23 protein-coding genes and 1 other RNA gene are annotated in these 23,660 nt (G+C 49.7%); 16 read left to right on the top strand and 8 right to left on the bottom strand.

Features of this window, described 5'->3' with window-relative positions; all coding sequences use genetic code 11:
• Positions 1–43: 43 nt before the first annotated feature.
• The 10 genes from fabD to AWM72_RS08865 are packed head-to-tail and all read left to right on the top strand — an operon-like array spanning position 44 to position 8,355.
• A complete protein-coding gene (fabD, locus tag AWM72_RS08910; RefSeq protein ID WP_067976373.1) occupies positions 44–979 on the top strand; it encodes an ACP S-malonyltransferase in 936 nt (311 codons plus the stop codon).
• A 4-nt stretch (positions 980–983) separates the two neighbouring features.
• Entirely contained in the window at positions 984–1,715 is a 732-nt protein-coding gene (gene fabG / locus AWM72_RS08905; RefSeq protein ID WP_067976371.1) for a 3-oxoacyl-[acyl-carrier-protein] reductase, read from the top strand.
• A gap of 9 nt (positions 1,716–1,724) precedes the next feature.
• Positions 1,725–2,966: a beta-ketoacyl-ACP synthase II gene (gene fabF / locus AWM72_RS08900; protein ID WP_067976369.1), complete on the top strand. Its 1,242-nt coding sequence runs from the start codon at positions 1,725–1,727 to the stop codon at positions 2,964–2,966.
• Positions 2,966–3,451, top strand: a complete 486-nt coding sequence (accB, locus tag AWM72_RS08895) for an acetyl-CoA carboxylase biotin carboxyl carrier protein (RefSeq protein WP_067976366.1) — start codon at positions 2,966–2,968, stop codon at positions 3,449–3,451. Before fabF ends, accB begins: the two co-directional genes overlap by 1 nt.
• 11 nt (positions 3,452–3,462) lie before the next feature.
• Entirely contained in the window at positions 3,463–3,924 is a 462-nt protein-coding gene (fabZ, locus tag AWM72_RS08890) for a 3-hydroxyacyl-ACP dehydratase FabZ (protein ID WP_083272359.1), read from the top strand.
• Positions 3,925–3,944: 20 nt separating this feature from the next.
• Positions 3,945–5,315, top strand: a complete 1,371-nt coding sequence (gene accC / locus AWM72_RS08885) for an acetyl-CoA carboxylase biotin carboxylase subunit (protein WP_067976363.1) — start codon at positions 3,945–3,947, stop codon at positions 5,313–5,315.
• Between the two features lie 16 nt (positions 5,316–5,331).
• Positions 5,332–6,195 (top strand): acetyl-CoA carboxylase, carboxyltransferase subunit beta, encoded by an 864-nt coding sequence (gene accD / locus AWM72_RS08880; RefSeq protein WP_067976359.1) that lies wholly within the window; start codon positions 5,332–5,334, stop codon positions 6,193–6,195.
• A 10-nt stretch (positions 6,196–6,205) separates the two neighbouring features.
• Complete coding sequence (gene accA, locus AWM72_RS08875; protein WP_067976357.1) at positions 6,206–7,018, top strand: carboxyltransferase subunit alpha; 813 nt, start codon at positions 6,206–6,208, stop codon at positions 7,016–7,018.
• 32 nt (positions 7,019–7,050) lie between these two features.
• Entirely contained in the window at positions 7,051–7,953 is a 903-nt protein-coding gene (locus AWM72_RS08870; protein WP_067976356.1) for a hypothetical protein, read from the top strand.
• On the top strand, positions 7,954–8,355 hold the full coding sequence (locus AWM72_RS08865; protein WP_067976353.1) for a ribonuclease HI family protein: 402 nt from the start codon (positions 7,954–7,956) through the stop codon (positions 8,353–8,355).
• Position 8,356: 1 nt separating this feature from the next.
• Here AWM72_RS08865 and AWM72_RS08860 read toward each other — a convergent pair whose 3' ends face one another.
• The 3 genes from AWM72_RS08860 to gpsB form a co-directional block, all read right to left on the bottom strand.
• Positions 8,357–9,493 (bottom strand): THUMP domain-containing class I SAM-dependent RNA methyltransferase, encoded by a 1,137-nt coding sequence (locus tag AWM72_RS08860; RefSeq protein ID WP_067976351.1) that lies wholly within the window; start codon positions 9,491–9,493, stop codon positions 8,357–8,359.
• Positions 9,494–9,638: 145 nt separating this feature from the next.
• Positions 9,639–9,988, bottom strand: an RNA gene (rnpB, locus tag AWM72_RS08855) — RNase P RNA component class B.
• Between the two features lie 41 nt (positions 9,989–10,029).
• Entirely contained in the window at positions 10,030–10,386 is a 357-nt protein-coding gene (gene gpsB / locus AWM72_RS08850; protein ID WP_067976349.1) for a cell division regulator GpsB, read from the bottom strand.
• A gap of 183 nt (positions 10,387–10,569) precedes the next feature.
• On the opposite strand from gpsB, the gene AWM72_RS08845 reads away from it, so the two are divergent.
• From AWM72_RS08845 to dtd, 4 genes are all read left to right on the top strand, one after another.
• Positions 10,570–11,064, top strand: coding sequence for a hypothetical protein (locus tag AWM72_RS08845; protein ID WP_067976348.1), 495 nt, complete (start codon positions 10,570–10,572; stop codon positions 11,062–11,064).
• On the top strand, positions 11,064–12,014 hold the full coding sequence (prmA, locus tag AWM72_RS08840; protein ID WP_067976346.1) for a 50S ribosomal protein L11 methyltransferase: 951 nt from the start codon (positions 11,064–11,066) through the stop codon (positions 12,012–12,014). The genes AWM72_RS08845 and prmA overlap by 1 nt, the downstream gene beginning before the upstream one ends.
• 133 nt (positions 12,015–12,147) lie before the next feature.
• Complete coding sequence (locus tag AWM72_RS08835; protein WP_067976343.1) at positions 12,148–14,376, top strand: RelA/SpoT family protein; 2,229 nt, start codon at positions 12,148–12,150, stop codon at positions 14,374–14,376.
• Positions 14,377–14,395: 19 nt separating this feature from the next.
• The gene (dtd, locus tag AWM72_RS08830) at positions 14,396–14,842 is read left to right on the top strand and encodes a D-aminoacyl-tRNA deacylase (RefSeq protein ID WP_067976341.1); all 447 of its coding nucleotides are present in this window, start codon (positions 14,396–14,398) and stop codon (positions 14,840–14,842) included.
• Between the two features lie 629 nt (positions 14,843–15,471).
• On the opposite strand, the gene AWM72_RS08825 is transcribed toward dtd, so the two are convergent.
• Both AWM72_RS08825 and AWM72_RS08820 read right to left on the bottom strand, forming a co-directional pair.
• On the bottom strand, positions 15,472–16,431 hold the full coding sequence (locus AWM72_RS08825; protein WP_067976339.1) for a 2-keto-3-deoxygluconate permease: 960 nt from the start codon (positions 16,429–16,431) through the stop codon (positions 15,472–15,474).
• Between the two features lie 117 nt (positions 16,432–16,548).
• A complete protein-coding gene (locus tag AWM72_RS08820; RefSeq protein WP_067976337.1) occupies positions 16,549–17,697 on the bottom strand; it encodes a M20 family metallopeptidase in 1,149 nt (382 codons plus the stop codon).
• Between the two features lie 75 nt (positions 17,698–17,772).
• Here AWM72_RS08820 and AWM72_RS08815 point away from each other — a divergent pair, with 75 nt between their 5' ends.
• Entirely contained in the window at positions 17,773–18,600 is an 828-nt protein-coding gene (locus tag AWM72_RS08815; protein ID WP_067976334.1) for an ADP-ribosylglycohydrolase family protein, read from the top strand.
• A 435-nt stretch (positions 18,601–19,035) separates the two neighbouring features.
• Here the strand turns inward: AWM72_RS08815 and AWM72_RS08810 are convergent, their stop codons facing one another.
• The 3 genes from AWM72_RS08810 to AWM72_RS08800 all read right to left on the bottom strand — a co-directional run bounded on the left by AWM72_RS08810 (position 19,036) and on the right by AWM72_RS08800 (position 21,624).
• A complete protein-coding gene (locus tag AWM72_RS08810) occupies positions 19,036–20,040 on the bottom strand; it encodes a biotin--[acetyl-CoA-carboxylase] ligase (RefSeq protein WP_067976332.1) in 1,005 nt (334 codons plus the stop codon).
• A 39-nt stretch (positions 20,041–20,079) separates the two neighbouring features.
• A complete protein-coding gene (locus AWM72_RS08805; protein WP_067976329.1) occupies positions 20,080–20,631 on the bottom strand; it encodes a cysteine hydrolase family protein in 552 nt (183 codons plus the stop codon).
• 63 nt (positions 20,632–20,694) lie between these two features.
• Positions 20,695–21,624 (bottom strand): aromatic acid exporter family protein, encoded by a 930-nt coding sequence (locus AWM72_RS08800; RefSeq protein WP_067976327.1) that lies wholly within the window; start codon positions 21,622–21,624, stop codon positions 20,695–20,697.
• 275 nt (positions 21,625–21,899) lie between these two features.
• Here AWM72_RS08800 and AWM72_RS08795 point away from each other — a divergent pair, with 275 nt between their 5' ends.
• On the top strand, positions 21,900–23,582 hold the full coding sequence (locus tag AWM72_RS08795; RefSeq protein WP_067976325.1) for a formate--tetrahydrofolate ligase: 1,683 nt from the start codon (positions 21,900–21,902) through the stop codon (positions 23,580–23,582).
• Positions 23,583–23,660 lie beyond the last annotated feature (78 nt).

The raw sequence follows: 23,660 nt of genomic DNA, 5'->3' as shown, positions 1-23,660 counted from the left end.
TATTTTAACTATAAATAATAAACAATAAAGAAAGAGGGATTCCATGTCAATTGCCTTCATGTACAGTGGCCAGGGCGCCCAGTTCAAGGGGATGGGCCAGGATATCTTAGCCCATTATCCTCACTTGGAGACATTTTTTGAGGAAGCGAGCGCCGTCACATCCTATGATATGAAAGCCATCTGCTTTGAGGACGACGAGAAGATCCATGAGACCCAATATACGCAGCCTGCCTTGATTACGATTGAAGCCATGCTGACCCAGGTCCTCCATGAAGCGGGGATTCAGGCGGACTATAGTCTGGGACTTAGCCTCGGGGAATATGCGGCTCTGATGGATGCAGGCGCTTTGTCCTATGCCACTTGCTTGGATTTAATCCGCCAGCGTGGCAAAATCATGGCCGAAGCCGTACCATCCGGCTTAGGTAAAATGGTGGCTGTGATGAACACGCCCCGCGAGACCATTGAAGCAGCCTGCCAAGAAGCCCGCGAAGAAAGCGGCGCTTATGTGGCCCCCGCTAACTACAATACCTCTAAGCAAGTGGTGATTGGGGGCTATGAAGAGCCCGTTGACCTAGCCTGTGAGAAACTCAAGGCACGTGGGAGCAAGAAGCTAATCCCTCTCAAGGTCTCTGGGCCCTTCCATACGGCCTTGATGGAGCCTGCTAGTGCGGACTTTAAGCAGGCCCTGGAGGCGGTTGATTTTGACCACATGCAGTATCCCGTCATTTCTAATACCACAGCCCAAGCCCATGATATGGCGCATTTGAAAGAAAACTTGGCCAAGCAGATGTACCGCCCCGTTCGCTGGGAGGATTCGATCCGTTATCTCTTAGACCAAGGCGTGGATTGTTTTATTGAAATCGGTCCAGGTAAGACCCTGTCTTCCTTTATGAAGCAGATTGACCGCTCGGTAGCTTGCTACCGGGTGGGGGACCTCGATAACTTACAGAAAACCATTAATGAATTATCAGGAGAATAAGCATATGTCTAAAGAAGAAACCCTTATTATTACGGGCGCTAATCGCGGTATCGGCACTGCGACGGCGCTCGCCTTTGCCAAGGCTGGCTACCGCATTGCCATGGTCAACCGGTCCCAAGCGGATGAATCGCTCTTGGAAGCCATCCGGGATTATGGGGTAGAAGTGAGAGAGTACCTGGCTGATGTTTCAGATTTTGACCTGACTAGCCAGGTGGTTAAAGCCATTCACAAGGACTTTGGTCAAGTCGATGTCCTAGTCAACAATGCCGGGATTACCAAGGACAGCCTCTTGATCCGCATGTCTGAAGAAGATTTCGACCAAGTCATTGACGTGAACCTTAAGGGAAGCTTTAATTTGATCCGTCATGTGTCAAAAATAATGCTAAAACAACGTAGAGGTGCTATCATAAATGTATCGAGTTTATCCGGTATTATTGGAAATATCGGCCAGGCTAATTACTCGGCTTCCAAGGCTGGTTTGATCGGCCTGACCCGATCGGCAGCCCGCGAGCTAGCCAGCCGCCAGATCACCGTTAATGCCGTGGCACCTGGTTTTATTTCTAGCGACATGACCGATAAATTATCAGACAAAACAAAAGAAGCCATGCTAGATGAAATTCCGCTCAAGCGCTTCGGCGAGCAAGAGGAAGTAGCAGAAGCGATCTTATTCCTAGCAAATAGTAAGTATATTACCGGAACCACCCTTGAAATTAACGGTGGTCTCAATATGAACTAGGAGGTTCTTATGACGAGAAGAGTTGTAGTGACAGGTCTAGGGGCTGTGACCCCCTTAGGAAATTCAGTCGAAGAATTTTGGACCAATTTAAAAGCAGGCAAGCATGGCATTGGACCGATTACCAAGTTCGATGCTAGCGGCCTGGATACCCAGTTAGTAGCTGAAGTTAAAGACTTCGAGCCCAAGGATTATATGGACCGCAAGTCAGCCAAACGGATGGAACCTTACGCCCAATACGCGATTGCAGCGTCAAGCGAAGCTCTCAAAGACGCTGGCTTAGACCTTGACCAAGTGGACCGCGATCGGGTCGGTATTTATTTTGGGACCGGTATCGGCGGGGTTCAAGAAATGGAATCAGGGATCCGCAAGATGATTGCTAAGGGGCCAAAACGGGTGAATCCTTTATTCGTTCCGATGGCCATCTCCAACATGGGTGGGGCCAATATCTCTATGCATTTTGGTATCCATGGCCCAGCCCAAACCGTATCAACAGCCTGTGCTTCAGCTAACAATGCTATTGGTGAAGCCTTCCGCTATATCAAGCACGGCTACGCCGACTATATGCTAGCTGGTGGGGGCGAATCATCCATCTGTGAGATTGCCATGTCCGGCTTTGAAAACCTCACCGCGATGAACACCACTTCAGACCCTGACCGTGCCTCCATTCCTTTCGATAAGGAACGGGCAGGCTTCATTATGGGCGAAGGGGCTGGCATCTTGCTTCTTGAAAGCTTAGAATCTGCCCAAGCCCGGGGTGCTAAGATTTACGCTGAAGTGGCTGGCTACGGAGCAACTTCCGATGCCTACCACCTGACAGCTCCTCATGCAGAAGGTCAAGAAGCTGTCAAGGCTATTGAACTTGCCCTTAAAGAAGCTGGCCTCGGCCAAGGCGACGTGCAATATGTCAACGCCCATGGAACGTCTACGCCAACTAATGACCGAGTAGAAAGCCATGTTATCAAAACGGCTTTTGGCGATTATAGTCAAGACGTCGCAGTGACCTCAACCAAGGCAGCAGTCGGCCATCTCTTAGGGGCTGCTGGTGCTGTTGAAGCCATCGCCAGTCTGAAAGCCATGGAAGAAAGCTTTATCCCAGGCATGGTCGGCTACCAAGTGCCAGATGAAGACTGTGACCTCCACTTGGTAACTGGCCAAGGGGAAGACCGCCAAATTGATGCTTTAGTTTCTAATGCCCTTGGTTTCGGTGGCCACAATACGGTGATTTGCTTTAAGAAGGTGACTCAAGACTAATGGAAACAAAAGAAATTAAGGCGCTTATCCAAGCCGTAGATGCATCCAGCTTGCAGCAATTTGTCTTCAAGAATGAAGACCTAGAGATTGTCATGTCCAAGTTGGAAACTGATGCCCTGAATGCCAAATTGACTGACCAAGCGGCCACTTCCGTCGACGCCTTGGCTGCTGAAAAAGCAGGTCAAGAAGAGGCTTCGCCTGCTCCTGCGCCAGCGGCAGAAGAAGCAAGTAAGGAAGAAGAAAGCTTGACTGGCCAAGTTGTGACCAGTCCTATTGTGGGTGTGGTCTACCTGGCGCCAGGTCCTGACCGTGACCCTTATGTGAGCTTGGGTCAGACCATCCAGGCGGGGGAAACGGTATGTATCGTGGAAGCCATGAAGATTATGAATGAAATCCCAGCTGAATACTCAGGGACCATCAGTCAGATTTTAGTCAAGGACGGCGAAGTCGTTGAATACGGCCAGCCTCTATTTGAGATTAGTTAAGGAGAGATCTTGTGGAAAATAATGAAATTATCTTAGATGCCCAAGAGATTATGGACATCATTCCTAACCGCTATCCAATTTGTTTTATCGACCGGGTAACGGAATTAGAGGTTGGCAAACGCGTGGTGGCACGCAAGAACGTGACCATTAACGAACCTTATTTTGTCGGCCACTTCCCTGGCGAACCAGTCATGCCAGGTGTCCTTCAAATTGAAACCATGGCCCAGGCTGGTTCGATTCCGCTCTTGATGACGGACGGCCTCACCAAGCGGACCGGTTACTTAGCAGGGGTGGACAAGGTTAAATTCCGCCAGAAGGTTGTTCCAGGCGACGTCCTTACCGTGACCGTTGATATCTTAAAGATTAAGCGGAATATTGGCTTGGCTAAGGCTACTATCCACCGTGAAGATGGCGTTCTATGCAGTGAATGCCAAATGACCTTCGCCGTATCAGATGTTGAACGCGATATTTAAGTAATAAAGAAAGTGGTCAAATGTTTAAGAAAATACTTATTGCCAACCGTGGCGAAATCGCCGTTCGAATCATTCGAACTTGTAAGGAGATGGGCATCCAAACAGTGGCTGTATACTCCGAAGCGGATGCCGATGCAATGCATGTCTCCTTAGCTGATGAGGCAGTCTGTATTGGGAAAGCATCCGCAGCTGACTCCTATTTAAACATGCCCTCTATCCTCAGCGCAGCTGTCGTTACTGGGGCCCAGGCCATCCATCCCGGTTTTGGCTTCTTATCGGAAAATAGTAAATTTGCCCGCCTCTGCCGGGAGATGAATATTGTCTTTATCGGACCGGAAGCGGATGTGATTGACCAGATGGGGGACAAGCAACATGCCCGGGAAACCATGCAGGCCGCTAAGGTTCCAGTTATTCCTGGGAGCGAAGACTCCGTTAATAGCGCCGAGGAAGCCCTAGCTATCGCTGAAGAAGTGGGTTATCCGGTCCTCTTCAAAGCCACAGCTGGAGGTGGGGGCAAGGGCATGCGCCTAGTCAAGGAGGCTAGTCAATTGCAGTCGGCCTTCGATGAGGCCCGCTTGGAAGCCCAACAGAACTTCCAAAATGACCAGCTCTACATGGAGAAGGTCATCCATCCTGCCCACCACATTGAAGTTCAAATCCTCGGTGATAACTATGGTAAAGTGATCCACCTAGGGGAGCGGGAATGCTCCCTCCAGCGCAACCACCAAAAAGTGCTCGAAGAGAGTCCAAGTCCCTTTATCAGCCAAGCGATTCGCGAGAAGATCTGTGCAGCAGCAGTCCAAGCGGGCGAAGAAGTTAACTATACTGGGGCTGGGACCATAGAATTTTTGGTGGACGAGGACCAGAACTTCTATTTTATGGAGATGAATACCCGGATCCAGGTCGAACATCCGATCACGGAAATGGTTACTGGCGTCGACTTGGTCAAAAAGCAAATTGAAATTGCGGCGGGGCAACCCCTGAGCTTGGACCAGGAGGATATTCACTTTGAAGGCCATGCCATTGAGGTCCGCTTGAATGCGGAGCGCCCAGAGCAGCACTTCTATCCTTCAACCGGATCCTTTGACTTTATTCATTTTCCGGCAGGCAATTTGGGCTTGCGACTAGAATCAAGTGTCTATAATGGCTATCAAATGCCGCCATACTATGATAATATGTTTGCTAAATTGATTGCTTATGGGGCGGACCGAGAAGAAGCTGTGCAACGGATGAAGCGGGCCCTAGGCGAGCTGCGGATTGAAGGCATTGCCTCTAACCAGGCCCTCCTCCAAGCCATTCTTGAGGATAAAGGCTTTCTTTCTGGGGATTACAGCAATGACTACCTTGAAGCCAGCCTCCTACCTGCCTGGCTAGCCGCACAATCAAACTGAGAAGGGAGCTGAGCTGATGGCTTTCAAGCGGAAAAAGAAATCTTATATTCATGTGCCCCAGGCCAGCCAGGTGGACGTCGTTGATCCTAACCACAAGCCCTATATTCCTGACGGCATGTGGCAGAAGTGTCCCCAGTGCCAGCAAACCATCCTGACCCAGGATATGAAACCGGCCTATGTTTGCAGCAATTGTGACTATCATTTCCGGATTTCAGCCCAGGAGCGGATTCGTTTGATCTTGGATCAAGATTCTTTTGAGCCTCTCTTTGAAGACGGAGGACATGCTAATCCCCTGGACTTTCCAGGCTATGAGGAGAAGCGGGCCAAGGCCCAAGAACGGGCTCAGACGGATGAAGCCATCACCACGGGCCTAGGTAAGCTCAATGGACAGAAACTTGCCTTTGCCTGTATGAATCCCTTCTTCATGATGGGGTCCATGGGCGCCCGGGTGGGGGAGAAGTTAACTTCCCTCTTCGAGTTAGCTCTTAAAGAAAGCCTGCCAGTTGTGGTCTTTACAGCGAGTGGGGGGGCTCGGATGCAAGAAGGGATTGTCTCCCTGATGCAGATGGCCAAGATTTCGCTGGCTGTGGAACGACACAGCGAGGCTGGCCTCTTCTACCTGGCTGTTTTGACTGATCCAACAACGGGTGGGGTAACGGCTAGTTTTGCCATGCAGGCTGATATTATCTGTGCCGAACCGGGCGCTTTAATCGGTTTTGCCGGCAAGCGGGTGATTGAACAAACTATCCACCAGGCTGTGCCTGACAGCTTCCAGAGTGCCGAGCACCAATTGGCCCATGGTTTCGTTGACCGGATCATCCCCCGCCAGCAATTAAGAGAGGAACTATCTGCCTTGCTGTCCATCCATTGCCAAGCTTAAGGAGTGTATTATGCTAGAAAGTCATTCAAAAAAGCGACCTTCTCTCCATCCAAGTGAGGTTGTAAAAGCTGCTCGGGATACCCAGCGGCTGACTACTTCGGAACTGGCCAATTACATCTGTGACGATTTCTATGAACTCCACGGCGACCGGGCCTATGGGGACGATGCCGCGATTTATGGTGGGGTCGGTCGTTTAGATGGCCGGCCGGTGACCATTATCGGGACAGAAAAGGGTCACACCACTAAAGAAAATGTGGAACGTAACTTTGGCTCTCCCCATGCGGAGGGTTACCGCAAGGCCATCCGCCTAGTGGAACAAGCTGATAAATTTAAGCGTCCAGTCATTAGCTTTATCAATACTTCCGGTGCCTTTTGCGATATGGAAGCGGAAGACCGGGGGGTTGGTGAAGCTATTGCCCGGTCCATGCAGGCTTTGGGGCGTTTATCTGCTCCTAATATCTCCGTCTTAATTGGGGAAGGAGGGAGCGGTGGGGCCCTAGCCCTGGCAGTGACCAACCGGGTTTGGATCCTAGAAGACGCCATGTATTCCATTCTTTCCCCAGAAGGCTTTGCGACTATTCTGTGGAAGGATGTTAACCGGGCCAATGAGGCAGCGGAACTGATGAAGTTCACCGCTAAAGACCTCTATGAATTGGGTGTAGTGGATGAAATTATTCCCGTCCGCCAACGGGGAGAGGCGATCACCAAGGAACACTTAGCTGATAATATCAAAACCATGCTCATCAAGGAATTAGAGGACTGGGATGGTAAGTCAGCTGAAGCCATCCGCCTAGCCCGCGAAGCGCGTTTTCGTCAATTTTAAGGAGAATGTGACAACAAAGGGAGGCATGCGCCATGTCAATGGAAAGAAATGCTGACTGCCGGTCCCTGATCGAAGAAGCCCTAGCGCTTAAGGCAGCAGGGGGCCTCAGTCAGGGCCTGGCCGCTATCCGCCAGGCTCAGCGACAGGCCGGAAATTTTTCCAAGTTTTTCCTGGACTTAATCCAGGTTTTGCTGGACCAGGACCAGGCTGATCGAGCTCTGGCTTTGACCCAGCAAGTTTTAGAGGAGCTTGACCAAGACCAAGCCCTCCTCTTATATGAAAGCGCCATGTCCCTATTGGCTCAGACTGCCCCAAGTACTTTGAAAGAGTTTTCAGAGCTGGGGCTTTTTGTGCGTCAGGGACCAGCTATCGACCAGGATTGGATCGATTTTATCTTCTATCCCGATCAGACAGCTGCTAAAGAAGCGGCTGCTAGTCAAAAGGCGCTGACCGCTTACTTAGATAGCGACCTAGGCTCGGATCCGAGCCAGGCTATGGCCTGCTACCAGGTCTTAGACAGCTTAGCAGCTGACCAGGTTCAAGCTTTCATCCGAGCCTATCTGACTAGACATCCTGGACCTAGTCTGGTACGGACGGATTTCCTGGTGCGCTTGTTGGAGGCTGGAGACCAAGGCCACTTAGTTCTAGAGGGGCCTTTTGGTAAGCGTCATGAGCTCCATTTAGCTACTTTAGACCAGCCCCAGGACCGGTCTTTCTTCCAGGCTGGCCAAGACTACTTGGAGGCTTGTTTCTTTAAGGAGCCCTTGGTTAAGGCCTATCTGGAGGAGGAGTGGGTGCTTTTGACGGGCTTGCTCTATCCCTTCGAAGGAGACCTCGACCAGTCACCCGCTGACTTATTGACTGCTCTAGCGGCAGCTGACCCAGAAGACGACCTTTACCGTCTACTTAAAAAAATTATGAAAGGAGTGATCTAGGTGATACGTCTCGCCATCGATGCTTCGGTCAATGTCAAGGACGGCCGGGTGGGGGTCGGAATTCTCTGGCTGGAAGGGGGCAAGCAGCACCCCCTCAAATTCTCCCTGCCTCAAAAAATGGACAACCACTTAGCTGAATTCTCTGCCCTTAAAATCGCCTTAGAGCTGCTCGAGGACCAAGGGCGTACGCATGACCTGATCATCTGCCAAACGGACAGCCGGGCCGTTTATGACGCCATACGCAAGAAAAAAAGCAAGAACAGTCCCTATAGCCAGGCCATCCAGGCTATCTTACTTGCTCTTGCTAAATTTCCTCAATTTCATTTGAACTGGGTGCCGGAAGCTGACAACCGGGGGGCTGACCAGCTCGCCAAGCAGGCCATGCGCCAGGCCCCGCTTTAGCTTAATGTGATTTCTTCTTCTTGCCCCAGAATTGGAAGAAGTCGGTCCGCAAAGCGCCGTTGTAAAGCTTGCGCTTCTTGGTGGCCTTCTCACCGTAATAGTCTTCAAAGGCCAAGTCTGAAGTCAGGATATACTTGCTCCAGGTCTCGAGGGGACGGAAGACCTCGCCCATTTCTTGGTAGAGTTTGTGGACACTGTCTTCATCATTGAGCCGCTCCCCATAAGGCGGGTTGCTGATCATAATGCCGAAGTCTTTATTCGTTGTAAAGTCAGCCACTTGCATCTGCTTAAAGGTAATTTGATGGGCAACTCCTGCCGCTTGGGCATTGGCTTTGGCAATTTCAACCATGCGGTGGTCAATATCCGAAGCCTGGATGTCCAGTTGGATGTCATGGTCAATGGCCGCTTTAGCAGCAGCCCGCTCCTTGTCGAACTCCTGGTCCCGGAAGATATCCCAGTCCTCGCAGACAAAGTGCCGGCGCATTCCCGGTGCGATATTCATCCCAATCATAGCTGCTTCAATGGCGATAGTCCCTGAGCCACAGGTAGGGTCCACCAAGGGCCGGTCGGGGAACCAGGTCGTTAGTTTAACCAGGGAAGCTGCGAAGTTTTCCTTGAGTGGTGCGCCTCCTTTAGCCTGGCGGTAGCCCCGCTTGAACAAGCTATCTCCCGTCGTATCCAGGGTTAGGAGGGCTTGGTCTTTGTGGATGCTGACCTCAATGGGGTAGCGGGCACCGGTTTCGGGCAGCTGTCCGCGCCGGAAATAAGCTTCTTTTAAGTGGTCTACAATAGCTTTTTTGACCATCTTTTGGCAGGTGGGGACGGAGTGGAGCTGGGACTTGACGGACTTGCCGGAGACAGGGAAGTTGGCGTCGAAGGGCAGGAGATCCGACCAATTGAGGGCCTTGACTTGGTCGAAGAGAGCCTCGAAAGTTTTGGCTTCAAATTCACCGACGATAATTTTAACCCGGTCAGCTGTCCGCAATTGGATATTGGTCCGGGCGATGTCTTGGGGCCCCCCTTCAAAGCGGACCCGGCCGTTCTCGACCTGGCAGTCATAGCCCAGGGCCTTTAATTCATTCTTCACCAGGGCCTCGATCCCGCTCGCGCAGCTGGCCATTAACTGATACGTCTTCATGGAATCCTCCTTATAATTTTTTTAGTTATTATGTTGGTAGTCATTGTCTAGTCACCAACACAAAAATAATCCATATACAATATAAAAAATCCAAGCCTGGGGATAGACCACACAAGCTTGGATTCTTTACAAACCTGATGTAAATTTCTATAAGCCATGTTCTGTTCCCTTGCATCCCAGGTTGTTTGCAAGTTCGGTAATCATCTATCTGCATTGCTGCCTCGGCTCACATTCATTTCTGCTTGCCAAGTGCCCCTACCGAATTTGGGTTGCTCACTCGAGGGGTTTACCTCGTTCCACTTAGCTGGTTTCCCAACTAACTTCGTCACTGTGGCACTTTTCAGGGATACTGGGGCATAGCCCTAGGGCTGAAGCCGTTTTTCCCGCCGTCTCTGCCTTAGCTTATGCTTTCGCTAAGCACGAACACTACTGACCTCTCAGTCAGTGTGAGCATGGACTTTCCTCAGGTATGACTACCCGCGATTACCCGAAATTTACATATGATAACTCATTATAACGCATGTCGGCGTAAAATGCTAATAATTTTGGCGAATAATGGTATCGTCCATATGGTCCTCTTCATCATAGCTTTGGGAACCAAAGACCGCCTTCTCTAATTTGGATAGGCGGCGGAGAATATCATAATTGGTAGTTGCACCGGTTTTGTTAGTTCCGGTAGCCTTGGACCGGCTTTGCCGGCTCTTATCGTCGCCAGTCTGCCGCTTGGCTTTCTCCAATTCAGCTTGTAAGTAGGCAATTTCTTTTTCATAGGACTCATAGTCCCGCATGATGATATCTAGAAATTCATCCACTTCTTGCATGTTAAAGCCGCGGATGGCTGGTTTAAATTCTTTTTGTAAAATATCTTTTGTTGTCAGATTACGTTCGGACATCCTTACACCCCATTTTTATCACTGTCTTCCAATAGTATAGCATATCTTCTTTCGTCAAGGTCAGTGAAAAGAGGGCTTTAGAGAACTTTTAATAAATTAGGAGAACAAGGATGGATGGGCTATAATAGAGAGAAGTGAAGGCCCCAAGATAGGGCAAGCAATGACCAAAAGGAGTGTGGACAGATGACCGAAAAGAGCTTATTTGAATACTTATACCAGGAGTGGCAGGGCATACGCTTCCAGTTTCCCTGGCAATTAACCTATGATGAGAGGAGTACAGGGATTATTCTCCAGGTCCACCTGCCCAGTCGGCAGGGCCCGGCTTCGGATCATATGATGCGAGATGCTTTAAATAAGCAAAGTAATGAATTTGCATATTTAAGTTTAACTTTTCGTTTTGGTTATTATAGCAAAGATATTAGTTTGCAGCCGGGGATTTTTATTCTGGCACCTAACCTAGGCAATGGGACTTATACGGGCGACTATGTCCAAGTGCTTCTCAAATGGATGCGCTATACCCTCCGCCAAGCTGACCAACAGTTGCGCGAACTGGACCGGGGTGAGCGGGAGACGCTCGATTTGACCTGGCCTCATGAGGCAGTGAGGCAAGATGTTGCCCAGCGTCAGGCAGTCAACCGCTATGGAAACAAAGAACGCTATTCATTGGAGGTATATTAATGGGATTCTATGAAGTGACAATCGACGTCAAATACGGAGATTCCGACCAGATGTCGGATAGCTTGCTGGCACTGGGCTCACAGGGGGCTCTGATCCAAGATGTCAAGGATTTTGATGCGCTAGAAGAGGAAGGATCAGTGGTTAAGTTAGAGGCCAAGCGCCAGGCTTATCCGTGCTTTCCCCAGGTGGTGGGCTATTTTTCTGATACGGCTTGGTCCAAAGAAGATCTGGGCCAGGCCCTCCTAGCAGCTATGAGGGATTTAGACCCAGCCTATAGCGAAGAAGAGATCGCGATTGGTCAATTGGCGGAGACCAACTGGGAGGAAGAATGGAAGCGTTACTACCAGCCCACAGTGATCAGTCGTTTTATTCATATTATTCCTTCTTGGCAAGAAGAAGAGAGCCAGGCCTTGATTCCTATCTATATGGACCCAGAAATGGCTTTTGGGACCGGGGACCATGCCACTACCCAGCTCTCCCTCCAACTTCTGGAAAGCTATCTTGAAGCAGAGGACCGGGTCTATGATGTGGGCACCGGTTCAGGGATCCTTGCCATTGCAGCAGCTAAGCTGGGGGCCCGGTCCGTCCAGGCCTTTGACTATGATGAGCAAGTCATTCCCATTGCCCAGAAAAATTTTGAAGTCAACCAGGTGGCCGACCGGTGTTCGGCTCGGGCTAATGATAAGCTAAGCGGGATTGCTGACCCCGTCGACCTGATCACGGCTAATATCTTGGCTGATATTTTGATCCCGCTCATCCCCCAAGCCTATGACTGCCTTGAGCCTCAAGGGAAGTTCATCCTCTCGGGCATCTACTATAAGGAATTTGAAGCGGTCAAGGCGGCCCTGATCCAAGCAGATTTCCGTATCGAAGAGATCGTCCGCCGGGGCGACTGGTTTGGTATCTATGCCATTAAGGGGCGGGCGGAAGCGACTAAGGATTCCATTTAAAGGAATACTTCTCATTATCCTCTCAGATATGGTAAAATATGAGTTAAACCATTCATCAAAAGACATCTAAACTGCCATAGCTTACCTAAGACTGTCCGCGGTATTGAGATGTAATTAGAAAGGGGTAGGTTTGATGTCTGAAAAACAAAATTATACTAAAGAAGAAGTATTGGACCTCTGCAAGTCCTATATGCCAGAAGATAAGCTGGCCTTTGTCTCTAAGGCGGCTGATTTTGCTGAGCGGGCCCATCGTGACCAAGTTCGCAAATCGGGAGAGCCTTACTTTACCCATCCTATCCAGGTGGCTTCGATTCTAGCGGAACTGCACATGGATCCTGACACGGTGGCGACCGGTTTTCTCCATGATGTGGTGGAAGACACGGGCATTTCCTTGGATGATATTGCCTATTTCTTCTCCGATACAGTGGCGACTCTGGTGGACGGGGTAACCAAATTAGGGAAGCTGAAATACCGGTCCCAGGAGCAGCAGCAGGCGGAAAACCACCAAAAAATGCTCCTCGCCATGGCCAATGACCTCCGCGTAATTATGGTAAAATTAGCTGACCGGCTCCACAATATGCGGACCCTCAAGTGGCATAAGCCCGAAAAGCAAGTCAGTATTTCCAGAGAAACGCTGGAGATCTATGCCCCGCTGGCTGACCGCTTAGGGATGAGCCAGATCAAGTGGGAATTAGAAGATACCTGCTTGCGTTATATTAATCCGGAAGCCTACTATCAAATTGTTCACTTAATGAATGCCAAGCGGGATGAGCGGGAGAACTACATCAATGAAACTATTGAAAAACTCCAAGCCCAGATGGAAGGGGTCATTGCGGAACCCTTCGAAATCTATGGGCGGCCTAAGCATATCTATTCCATCTACCGGAAGATGAAGAAGCAGAAGAAGGAGTTCTCGGAAATTTACGACCTCCTAGCTATCCGGGTTCTGGTCGATACGGTCAAGGATTGTTATGCCGTCCTGGGGGTTGTCCACACCAACTGGAAGCCCCTGCCTAACCGCTTCAAGGACTATATCGCCATGCCCAAGGCCAACATGTACCAGTCCCTCCATACCACGGTATTAGGGGATAAGGGAGTCCCGGTTGAAATTCAGATCCGCACCTACCAGATGCATGAAGTTGCCGAATACGGGGTGGCTGCGCACTGGGCCTATAAGAAGGGCGTTACCGGTGAAGTAGAAAAGGATGACTTAGACGACCAGATCGCCTGGTTCCAACAAATCCAAGACCTCCAAGATGATTCGGTTGACGCAGAAAACTTTGTAGAAAGCGTCAAGGAAGACATTTTCAAGGACAAGGTTTACGTCTTCACCCCCCAAGGCGACGTCCAAGAGTTACCGTCAGGGGCAGGACCGCTGGACTTTGCCTACCAGATCCACACAGAGGTAGGGAATAAAACCATCGGAGCTAAGGTCAATTCTAAAATTGTCCCGCTCAACTATAAGCTAGAGAATGGCGATATTGTGGAAATCCTAACCTCGAAGAATTCCGCTGGTCCTAGTCGAGACTGGGTCAACCTAGTGGCAACCAACCGGGCCAAGAACAAGATTAAGCGTTTCTTCAAGCTCTTAGACCGGGAAGAGAACCTAGAAAAAGGTCGACAAGCAGTCGAAGATGCGGTCAACGAGAGCGGCTTTGCCTTCAAGGACCTCTATACCAAGACCAAGCAGGCTGACCTCTTGGAACGCTTTAACTTTTCTTCCTTAGACGACCTCTTTGCGGCAGTTGGTTTTGGTGAACTTTCGGCTTCGGCTGTGGCCAATCGTTTAACGGAGAAGGCTCGGGCCAAGCGCCGGGAAGAGTTGCATAAGAAGGATCTGGAAGAAGTCATCCATGATGAAGAAGAGAAGGACCGCAAGCCCGCCATGACGGTCCGTCATAATGATGGTGTCTTCGTGGAGGGGGCTGACAACCTTCTCTTCCGCCTGGCCCACTGTTGTACACCGGTGCCTGGGGATGATATTGTTGGTTATATTACCAAGGGACGGGGCATTTCTGTCCACCGTCGCGACTGTAAAAATGTCGACTTGGATGATGAACTCTCTGACCGCCTGATTGAAGTCGAGTGGGAGAATACCCAGGATGATGCGGATATCAGCTTTGAAGTGGAACTGGTCATCGAAGCTTTTGAGCGGAGTGGGCTCTTGAATGAAATCATCCAGGTGGTCAGTCCCTTGACCAAGTCGATATCTAATATTAATGGGAATGTGGACCACAAGACCAACATGGCCAAGATCCGCCTCCGCCTGGCTATCCAAAACATTGACCAGTTAGATAAGATCATTGATAAGGTGAAGGATATCCCTGACGTCTATGTGGTGGAGCGGGCCTCCACCCAGTAAAAAGAAAGGAAGAGTGACTGTGCGAGTAATTATTCAACGTGTTAGCCAAGCCTCTGTAAGTGTTGACGACCAGACTTTGGGCGCTATTCAAGAAGGTTTCATGCTCCTAGTAGGTGTCCATGATGACGACAACGAGGAAACAGTGGACTATATGGCAAGGAAGATTGCTAAAATGCGGATTTTCGCTGATGAAGAGGGCAAGCTCAACCTGGATATTAAACAGGTAGGCGGTAAGATCCTCTCCATCTCCCAGTTCACCCTCTACGCCCGGACACGCAAGGGCAACCGACCTTCCTTTGTCGACGCCGCCCAACCTGACCACGGCGAAAAAATCTACTTGGCCCTCAATCAAAAACTGCGCGAAGCCTATGACCTCGACGTTGAAGAAGGCCAATTCGGGGCCGACATGCAGGTTAGCCTAACTAACGATGGCCCAGTAACCATCATCTTAGACTCTGAAGAATAAGGGTGTGAGCAAAGGCGGTTAGAAAGGGAGCTCTGGAGTAAAAGGCCTGAGAAGGCTGAAAGCCTTCGACGAACTTTTGCGAAGAGGAGCCCTTTCTGCATCCTCGAACCCGACTAGCTAAGGGTGTGAGCAAAGGCGGTTAGAAAGGGTTGACTGGAGGCAAAGAGGATAAGAGCGGCTTTAGCCGGTCATTCCACTTTGCTGAAGTCACTCCCTCTCTGCCTTTGCGACCCCGACTGTGTAGGGTGTGAAGGCTAGCGGGAGAAATAGAACTCTGGAACCAAAAGCCAGAGAAGTCTGAAGGACTTTGGCGGATTTTTGCGAAGAGGAGCTATTTCTGCTAGCCTGAACCCGACTAAGCAGGGTGTGAGACTTGGCGATTAGGCTTGGATGATTGGAGCAATTAAGGATAAGAGCGAAGCATTCGCTTGTTCCTTAATTGTGAAATCACTCCAAGCCTGCCAAGTCGAACCCGACTGAGGGGTGTGAGCAAGAGCGCTTAGCCCAAAAAATTCCCCTTCAAAAAAGGCCAGGAATCTAATCCTAGCCTTTGATCAGTGGACTGGCCTAATGATGGCCGGTCTTTTTTTATTAATGAATTTTTTTAAAACTTGCTCCAAAAGTCAGGCCTAACCGACTTTCGTTACAGGCTCTTTTCTTTGGTAGAGCTTTTGGGCGACGAGAGGGGAGAGGAGGGAGCTGGCGATGCAGACCATCATCACGATGGCGGTCGCGGCTACCACATCATCGCCGAAAGTTTCGGGTAGGGTCAGGCCGATGAGCGCTGGGTTGGCGACAGACATGCCAGCCACATTCCAAATTGCTGCTCCATCAATGCCCGCATTCTGCTTGGTGACGTAGCGGTCAAAGAAGATGAGCGGGAGCATCAAAATAAAGAAGGCGACTGTCATCAAGAGGCCCGAGCCACCAGAGGCCAGGGCGTCTTGGATCCGCATGCCGGCACCCAAGTTCCAACCGAGGAAGGGCAGGAGGCGGCCGATCATTGGCGTAAAGAAGTCTGCAAAGTCAGGATCCAAGTTGCCTAGGGCCATTCCTACAAGAAGAGGGATAAAGATCGAAATAATGGGGTTCCAGTCAATGCCGCCAGCTCCTCCATCAGCGGTAAGCAGGCTCAGGAGGATAAGCGGGGTAAAGGACATACCCAGGATACCAAAAATCCCGTAAACCGCTCCAAAATGCTGGTCGCCGTATGAGGAATGGATGGCTAGGGCTACAGCTGGATTGAGAGAATAGATCACACAAGCAAAGCTCAAAAGCGAAATACCGAAGATCCCCTGGGTCCCAAAAGCCTGATAGTAGAAGTAGATCAGGAGGCTTGACCAAAATAATTTAAATAAGATCATGGGCAGGTGGCGCTTCAGCAAAGGAACAATCTGCTTGAGGTCGAGACTCGTTCCTGCCGCAAAGACCAAAAGGCCAATGACAACCGGCGTCCCCATCTGGAAGCTAGCCTGACTGGTGCCGCCAAAACGGTCGTACATATTGGGGAAAATAGAAATTAAGACCATGCTGATGACCATGGGAACTAGGAACATGCCAGCAGGTAATTGGTTGATTTTCTTTAACATAAGAACCTCTTTTCTTTTAAAATTAACTAGCTTATAAGTTTAAAGAAAGCCTTTATTAAAGTCAAGCTAATAAAAGAGAGTACGGCAAAAGGCCATACTCTCTTTCATTTGACATGGTTAATCTTTTTGTTCAAACCATTGGCGGATAATGGCTTGGTACCAGGCGATGCTTTGGTAGAATTCACTGACGGTGATGTGTTCGTCGGGTTCATGTAAGCTTTGGCCGGGGCCAATAATAATGGTTGGTATACCGGCTTGATGGCGAATGAATTCTGCGCAGTCGGTTCCCCCGCTGAAGGCCGCTAGCCCGGCTGCTTGGTCGAGGGTCTCTTTAGATGTCTCGAGCGCAATTTGGACGAGTGGGTCTTGGTCGTCGGTCCGCAAGGGGTAGAGGTTGGTGAAGAGGTCCATCTCTCCCTTAAAGTCAGGATCTTCAGCTTCTAAGTCTTTGATGATTTGTTCAAAACTAGCGTAGAGTTCGGGGTGGTCTTGGCCAGGCACGGTGCGGATATCCACCTGGGCTTGGGCACGGTCTGGGACCACATTGACCACGCTGCCGCCCGAAATTTGGTTGAAGGACATGGTCGACTTGCCGAGGAGATCGTCTTCATGGTCGTCAGCATGGTAGGTCTGAGCGATCCGGTCCAGCCACTTGATCATTTTTTCTACGGCATTGACACCTTTTTTAGGGGTCGATCCGTGGGCAGTCCGACCTTGAGTTTCAAGCGACAGCCAGAAGACGCCTTTGTGGGCCCGCGCCACTTGGAGATTAGTTGGTTCGGCACAGATGAGGGCATCGACATAGGGGAGGAGGTCTTGGTCGACTAAATCCTTGGCGCCCTTGCCGCCCATCTCTTCATCCGCCGTAAAGACTAAAATAATTTTTCCCTTTTTAAGTAGATTTTCGGCTTTCAGTCGAAGGGCTGCTGCGACTAGGGCAATTAGGCCACCCTTCATATCGCAGGCGCCTCGTCCATAGATAACCCCGTTTTCAATTTCTGCGGCGAAGGGCTCGTGCTCCCAAGGGTTATCGCCGATTGGAACGACATCCATATGGCCGGTTAAGCCAAGTGTCGGGCCTTCTACGCCACTATCTAATGTTGCTATAAGCTGGGTCCGGTCCTTCTTATAGGAATAGCGTTTGGTTTCTAGGCCAGCCTCCTGTAAAATAGGTTCTATAAGGTCGGCCACGGCAGTTTCATTGCCATTGGTTGAGTTTACTTTTAAGACATCTTGAAGCAATTGGAGTGCTTGTTCATTATTCATTATGATCACCTCCACCTTATTATGCACTTAAAATTAGTAAGTTACAAATTGAAAAGTTTTAGAGAGGGGAAAGATATGCTAGGTGCAATCATTGGAGATATTGTAGGCTCACGTTTTGAATTAAATAATTACCGAGGAAAGGACTTTGAACTTTTCCACCCAGACTGTCATCTAACGGATGATTCGATCATGACCCTAGCGGTGGGCCAGGCCTTGATGCAGACTGCAGAAAAAGCAGGGGGCTTGGCTAAGGATGATGACTTTTTAGCCTTGCTGGAGGAGGAAACGGTGCGGTCTATGCAGGCTTGGGGGCGAAAATATCCGACGGCGGGTTATGGGAAGAACTTTTTCCGCTGGATCTATAGTCGGACTCCCCAGCCCTATCAGAGTATCGGCAATGGGGCAGGCATGCGGATCAGTCCCGTCGCTGACCTAGCGAGAAGCGAAGAAGAAGTTCTCGCTTGGGGATCAGTGGTGACTGGGATTAGTCATGACAGTGAGGAAGCCTTCCTGGGGGCTCGCACCTTATCACTTGCCATCTACCAGGCCAAGAGGGGGACTAGTCAGGATGAAATCTTCAAGCAAGTGGCTGACCAGGCTTATGACTTAAACTTCACCATTGAAGACTTACGTCCGCATTACAGCTTCCATGCTAATTGTGCTGACTCTATCCCCCAAGCCCTAGTGGCCGTAAGGGATGGCGAGGATTTCGAAGACTGCTTGCGCCTAGCCGTTTCCCTGGGTGGGGACAGCGACACCATCGCTTCCATGGCCGGTGCCTTAGCTTCTTACCTCTATCCCATTCCTCAGGCTATTGCGGACCAGGCCCTCGCCTATCTTGACGACGACCAAGCCGCCCTTTACCAAGCCTGGCAAAATTTTTGTCAGAACTACCAGGCTTAACTAGGGGGGATTTGCACTTGATCAATTGGATAAGACTCGTTTATTAGGTCGATTGACCACTGAGAGCGATTAAAAAGCAGCTGGCTCCTGTATTAGGTCCAGCTGCTTTTTAGTTATCTTTAGTAATCGATTGGTGGCCTAGCTGTTCGATTGACTTACTCCAAACATCCGAGTCTAACCGCCAAGTCTCACACCCTGCAGTCAGGTTCGGTCGCGCAGAAGTGGCTCCTCTTCACAAAGCGCCGCCGAAGACTTTCACTCTTCTCTGTCGCTTTGCTCCAGAGGTCCACTTCTACCCGCGCTCCCTCACACCCTCCTAGTCGGGTTCGAGGATGCAGAAAGGGCTCCTCTTCGCAAAAGTCCGTCGAAGGCTTTCAGCCTTCTCAGGCCTTTTACTCCAGAGGTCCCTTTCTCCCGCATCCTCTCACACCCTCTTTACAAATCGCGGAATTGCTGGCTAGAGAAATGGATATCCTGGCCATAGAGGATTTCTTTTTTGCCATTGGCTTTGGCAATGATTAGCTGGCCTTCGGGGTTGACGCCGACGATGACACCGGACTGCCAGTCGCCATTGTACTGGTAGGAAACCTCCTTGCCTACGCCCATGAGCCGGTCCTTGTATAAGGGGAAGAAGGCCTTGTCATCGAAGTTGGCATGGTAGGTCAAGATTCGGCTCACAATTTGTGCTAAAAATTGGTTGATATTGAAGTTTTCTGGCGTTTCTTGACCAAAAATAGTTCCTGCGACGTCTTGGACAGCGGGGTCTGAATTTTCAAAGGAACCCGCTAGGTTGATCCCAATTCCAATCATGACTGCGGAGGTATCGGCCGCTTCAATAGAGCTAATCATTTCGCTCAAGATGCCAGTTACCTTGCGCTTGTGGTAGAAGATGTCGTTAACCCACTTGATCTCGCACTGGTCGTTGACATAGCTTTCAATGGTCTCGACAACAGCAGTCGCTGCCAGGATGGTGTACATAGGTACGTCCTGGAGTTTCACCTTTTGGGGGCGGAGGGCCAGGGTAAAGTAGAGGCCTTCTGCCAGGTCGCAATAATAGGCCTTGCCTCGCCGTCCTCGGCCCTTGGTCTGCTGTTGGGTGGCGTACAAGAGATAATCCGCCTGGCTATGGGCTAGGGCCTCTTTCATCAAGTCGTTAGTCGAGCTCATGCTGGGGCGGATCTCATAGGCTATGTCGAACGGGCCGACTGCCTGCTTGAGGAAGTAATCGATTTGTTGGGGGTCCAAATCATCGCTCAGGCTTTCTAGCCGGTAGCCCTTGTTGGGGGTCGAAGAAATTTGATAGCCCTGGTCTTTGAGAGCTTGGATAGCCTTCCAGATGGCATTGCGAGAAACCCCTAATATTTCAGCCAGCTTCTGTCCAGACAGGTAAGCACCATCCGCTTTTAAGAGATGATCGAGGACTTTTTGCTGTGAATTCATAATAAGACTCCTTTGTTGTAAATGATTTAACTGCCATGCCTAGTCGACAATTTTAGCGTCTAGGCAGGTCTCGAAGTGGGTTAGGGCCCAATCGTGGCCTGCCTGGTTGAAGCTTGCTACGGCTGTGGGGTGGATCACTAATTGATAGCCCAGATTATAGGCGTCCACAGCGGTATGGAGGATACAAATATCGGTGCAGACCCCAACTAAGTGGAGGGTTTGGATATGGCGCTCCCGCAGTTTCATATCGAGATTGGTCCCCGCAAAGGCGGAGTAGCGGGTCTTTTCCATATAGTAGACATGGGCCAGGTCCTTGGCCTCTTGGTAGATGTCAGCCAGGCGTCCGTAGAGCTCTTGTCCCTGGCTGCCTTGGATATTATGGCTAGGGAAGAGCCTGCTCTCGGGATGGTAGGGGTCATCTTTTTGGTGGCTATCGATGGCAAAGACCACAAATTCTTGGCTTTGGATAAAGTCTTTCGTCAAGTCGCAGATCGTGTCTTCGATGTCTTGTCCGGGTTGGCCACAGGTTAGACTGCCATCATCCGCGACAAAATCGTTGGTATAGTCAATGTTGATCAAGGCTTCTTTCATGGTGAGATTCTCCTTTTAATGTGAATAGATAAAATTGCTTTCATAGTAGAAGTTTTTCTTTAATTATAAGAATTTTTTGCAATCTGTCAAGATCGCAAAAAGGGTAGCCCGGAGCTCAAATTCTTTGCGGGTCTGGGGCAGTTCGCTCTCCCGGTAAGTCTTAATGAGCTGGTCCAATTCTGCGCTTAGTCCCAAAGCGGGATTGCGCTCGTTCAGCTGTTCGGAGACGTTGATGAGGAACTGGGCCAAATCCTGGTGCTGGGAGGTCTTCTGGTCGAGCCGCTGCAAGCTCTCCGCTATCTGGTAGAGGACATTGCTTTGGGCCTGGCGCATGGCAAAATATTGCTTAAAGTATAGGGTATCCTGGTTCATCCGGTTGGCATTCTCCCGGGCAGCCAGACCCTGCCCATCTTGGATGAGCTGGCTGAGTTCGTGGAGGGCCAAAACAAAGTGATCCTGCTCAAAGAAAGTGCCTCGGTCCAATTGATCAGCATAGGAGCAGAGCACCGTCCGCATTCGGTCTTCAATCGCCTCTTTTAACTGGGCCATTTCCTTTTGGTGGGAAGGCTGGAGAAAGTTAACCAAGAGGGCGATCCCAGTCCCGATGATGAGAAGTAGAAACTCGTTCATCAAGTCGGGAAAAGCTACGGTCTGGTCCAAAAGCAAGTGGGAGACCGATACCGCACAAGGGGCAATGGCATTCCCCGACTTCATCCAGGCGGCCAGTGGATAAGTGATCAAAAGATAGAGGGCAAAGACCCAAACGGTAAATCCTAGGTAATAAAAAAGCAGGCTGGCAACAGTCAAGCTTAAGACCATGGCCAGACTAATATTTCCGATGTAGTGGACGGTCTGTTGGTTAGTGTCAGCTAAGGTCAGGATGGCGATAATGCCAGCCGAAACCGCATAGTCTAAATGGAGCCACTGGGCCAGGAAGATGGCAAAGAAGGTCGCCACCCCGTACTTGAGGGCTTTAATTAAATGCAAGGTCATCGGTTCGAACAGTCCTCCTTTAATTCTAATAAACTTATTATAGCAAAAACTCCCTAGAAAAGCCTGAGAGTCCAGTTGAAAGGAATTATACAATAATTGTTTTTGTTAAGAAAGTAGGAGTGCACTTAAAGTCTAAAAGGCTTTAATTTCTCGATTTTTTTTGGCTTGCTTCTTAAGATGGTTTTCGGACTTTCAGCAAAAAGAAGCAATCTACTTGTGAAAGCGCTTAAAAATGATATAATGTGTATAGTTAATTTTAAAGGAGGAGTCATTATATGTTAACGGATATTCAAATTGCCCAACAAAATGAACCGAAGCGAATCACTGAAATTGCTGAAGGCCTCGGCTTTAAGGAAAGCGATTTAGACCAATACGGACTCTATAAGGCCAAAATCCCTCAAAGAACCCTGGATCAAATCCAAGATCGAGAAGATGGTAAGTTAATCCTTGTCACCGCTATCAATCCAACGGCAGCTGGTGAAGGGAAGACCACCATTACAGTTGGTCTAGGGGATGCCCTACAAAAAATTGGGAAGAAATCCATGGTGGCTCTTCGTGAACCTTCATTTGGACCGACTTTTGGCTTGAAGGGCGGCGCTGCCGGTGGGGGTTATGCCCAAGTTGTGCCGATGGAAGATATCAATATGCACTTTACCGGCGACATGCATGCCATTACAACTGCCAACAACCTACTATCAGCTGTGATTGATAACCACATCCACCAAGGCAATAAATTAAACATTGACAACCGCCGGATTACTTGGAAGCGTGTCGTTGACATGAATGACCGGAACTTACGCCATGTGGTCGTGGGGCTAGGTGGCCCAGGGAACGGTTACCCACGCGAGGATGGTTTTGATATCACGGTGGCTTCCGAAGTGATGGCAGCCCTCTGCTTAGCTACTGACTTAAGTGACCTGAGAGACCGCTTCAACCGGATCGTTATTGGAGAAACCCGGGACAAGGAACCTGTAACGGTTGAACAATTAGGGTGTGCGGGTGCCATGACCTTAATTATGAAAGATGCGATCGAACCTAACTTGGTGCAAACCCTAGAACATACGCCGGCCTTAGTTCACGGGGGACCATTTGCTAATATCGCCCATGGTTGTAACTCCATTATCGCGACCAAGGCAGCCTTGAAGTTAGCTGACTATGCGGTAACAGAGGCTGGTTTCGGTGCCGACCTAGGTGGGGAAAAATTCATGGACATTGTAACGCCTAACCTCGGTAAGACACCTGATGCTGTGGTTATTGTAACCACCATCCGTTCGATGAAGATGCACGGGGGCATTCCGAAGAAAGAATTGAAGGATGCCGGTGAAGACGTGGAAGCTGTAAAAGCCGGTGTGGTTAACTTAGAAAAACACATCGAAACCATGCAAGGCTACAATGTTCCAGTTGTTGTGGCTTTAAATGAATTCGTTGCCGATACCGACGCAGAAATCGCAGCAGTTCAAGAAGCTTGTGACCAACTCAATGTGCCATTCGTCAAAGCATCTGTCTGGGAAAATGGTGGCGAAGGTGGCGTTGACCTAGCCAAGGAAGTCGTTGAACTGATCGACCAATCCGGTCAACCAGAATTCAAGCCTCTATACGATGCTGAAAATACCAGCATTAAAGAAAAACTCGATGCCATTGTAACTAAGGTTTATGGGGGACGCGGCGTCGTTTATGAATCCAAGGCTGAAAAACAAATTGCTGATTTCGAGAAGAATGGTTGGGGGCATTTACCAATCTGTATGGCTAAGACCCAGTATTCGCTGAGTGATGACCCAAGTAAGGTGGCCCGTCCAACAGACTTCGATATCCATATCCGCGAATTTGTACCTAAGATTGGGGCCGGCTTTATTGTTGCCCTGACTGGGGACGTGATGACTATGCCAGGTTTACCAAAAGAACCAGCTGCTATGAAGATGGATATTAAAGAAGACGGTACTATTGAAGGGCTCTTCTAATCCTTTACTCATTTGATAAAAAATAGGGAGACAGTTTTTGTCCTGTCTCCTTTTTTACTGGGCTAGGCCAGGCTTTTT

Origin of the sequence: Aerococcus sanguinicola (genome assembly GCF_001543145.1) — a bacterium.
Lineage (GTDB): Bacteria > Bacillota > Bacilli > Lactobacillales > Aerococcaceae > Aerococcus > Aerococcus sanguinicola.
Note: the sequence above shows the minus strand (reverse complement) of the source record. Positions and strands in the feature narration are given on the sequence as shown.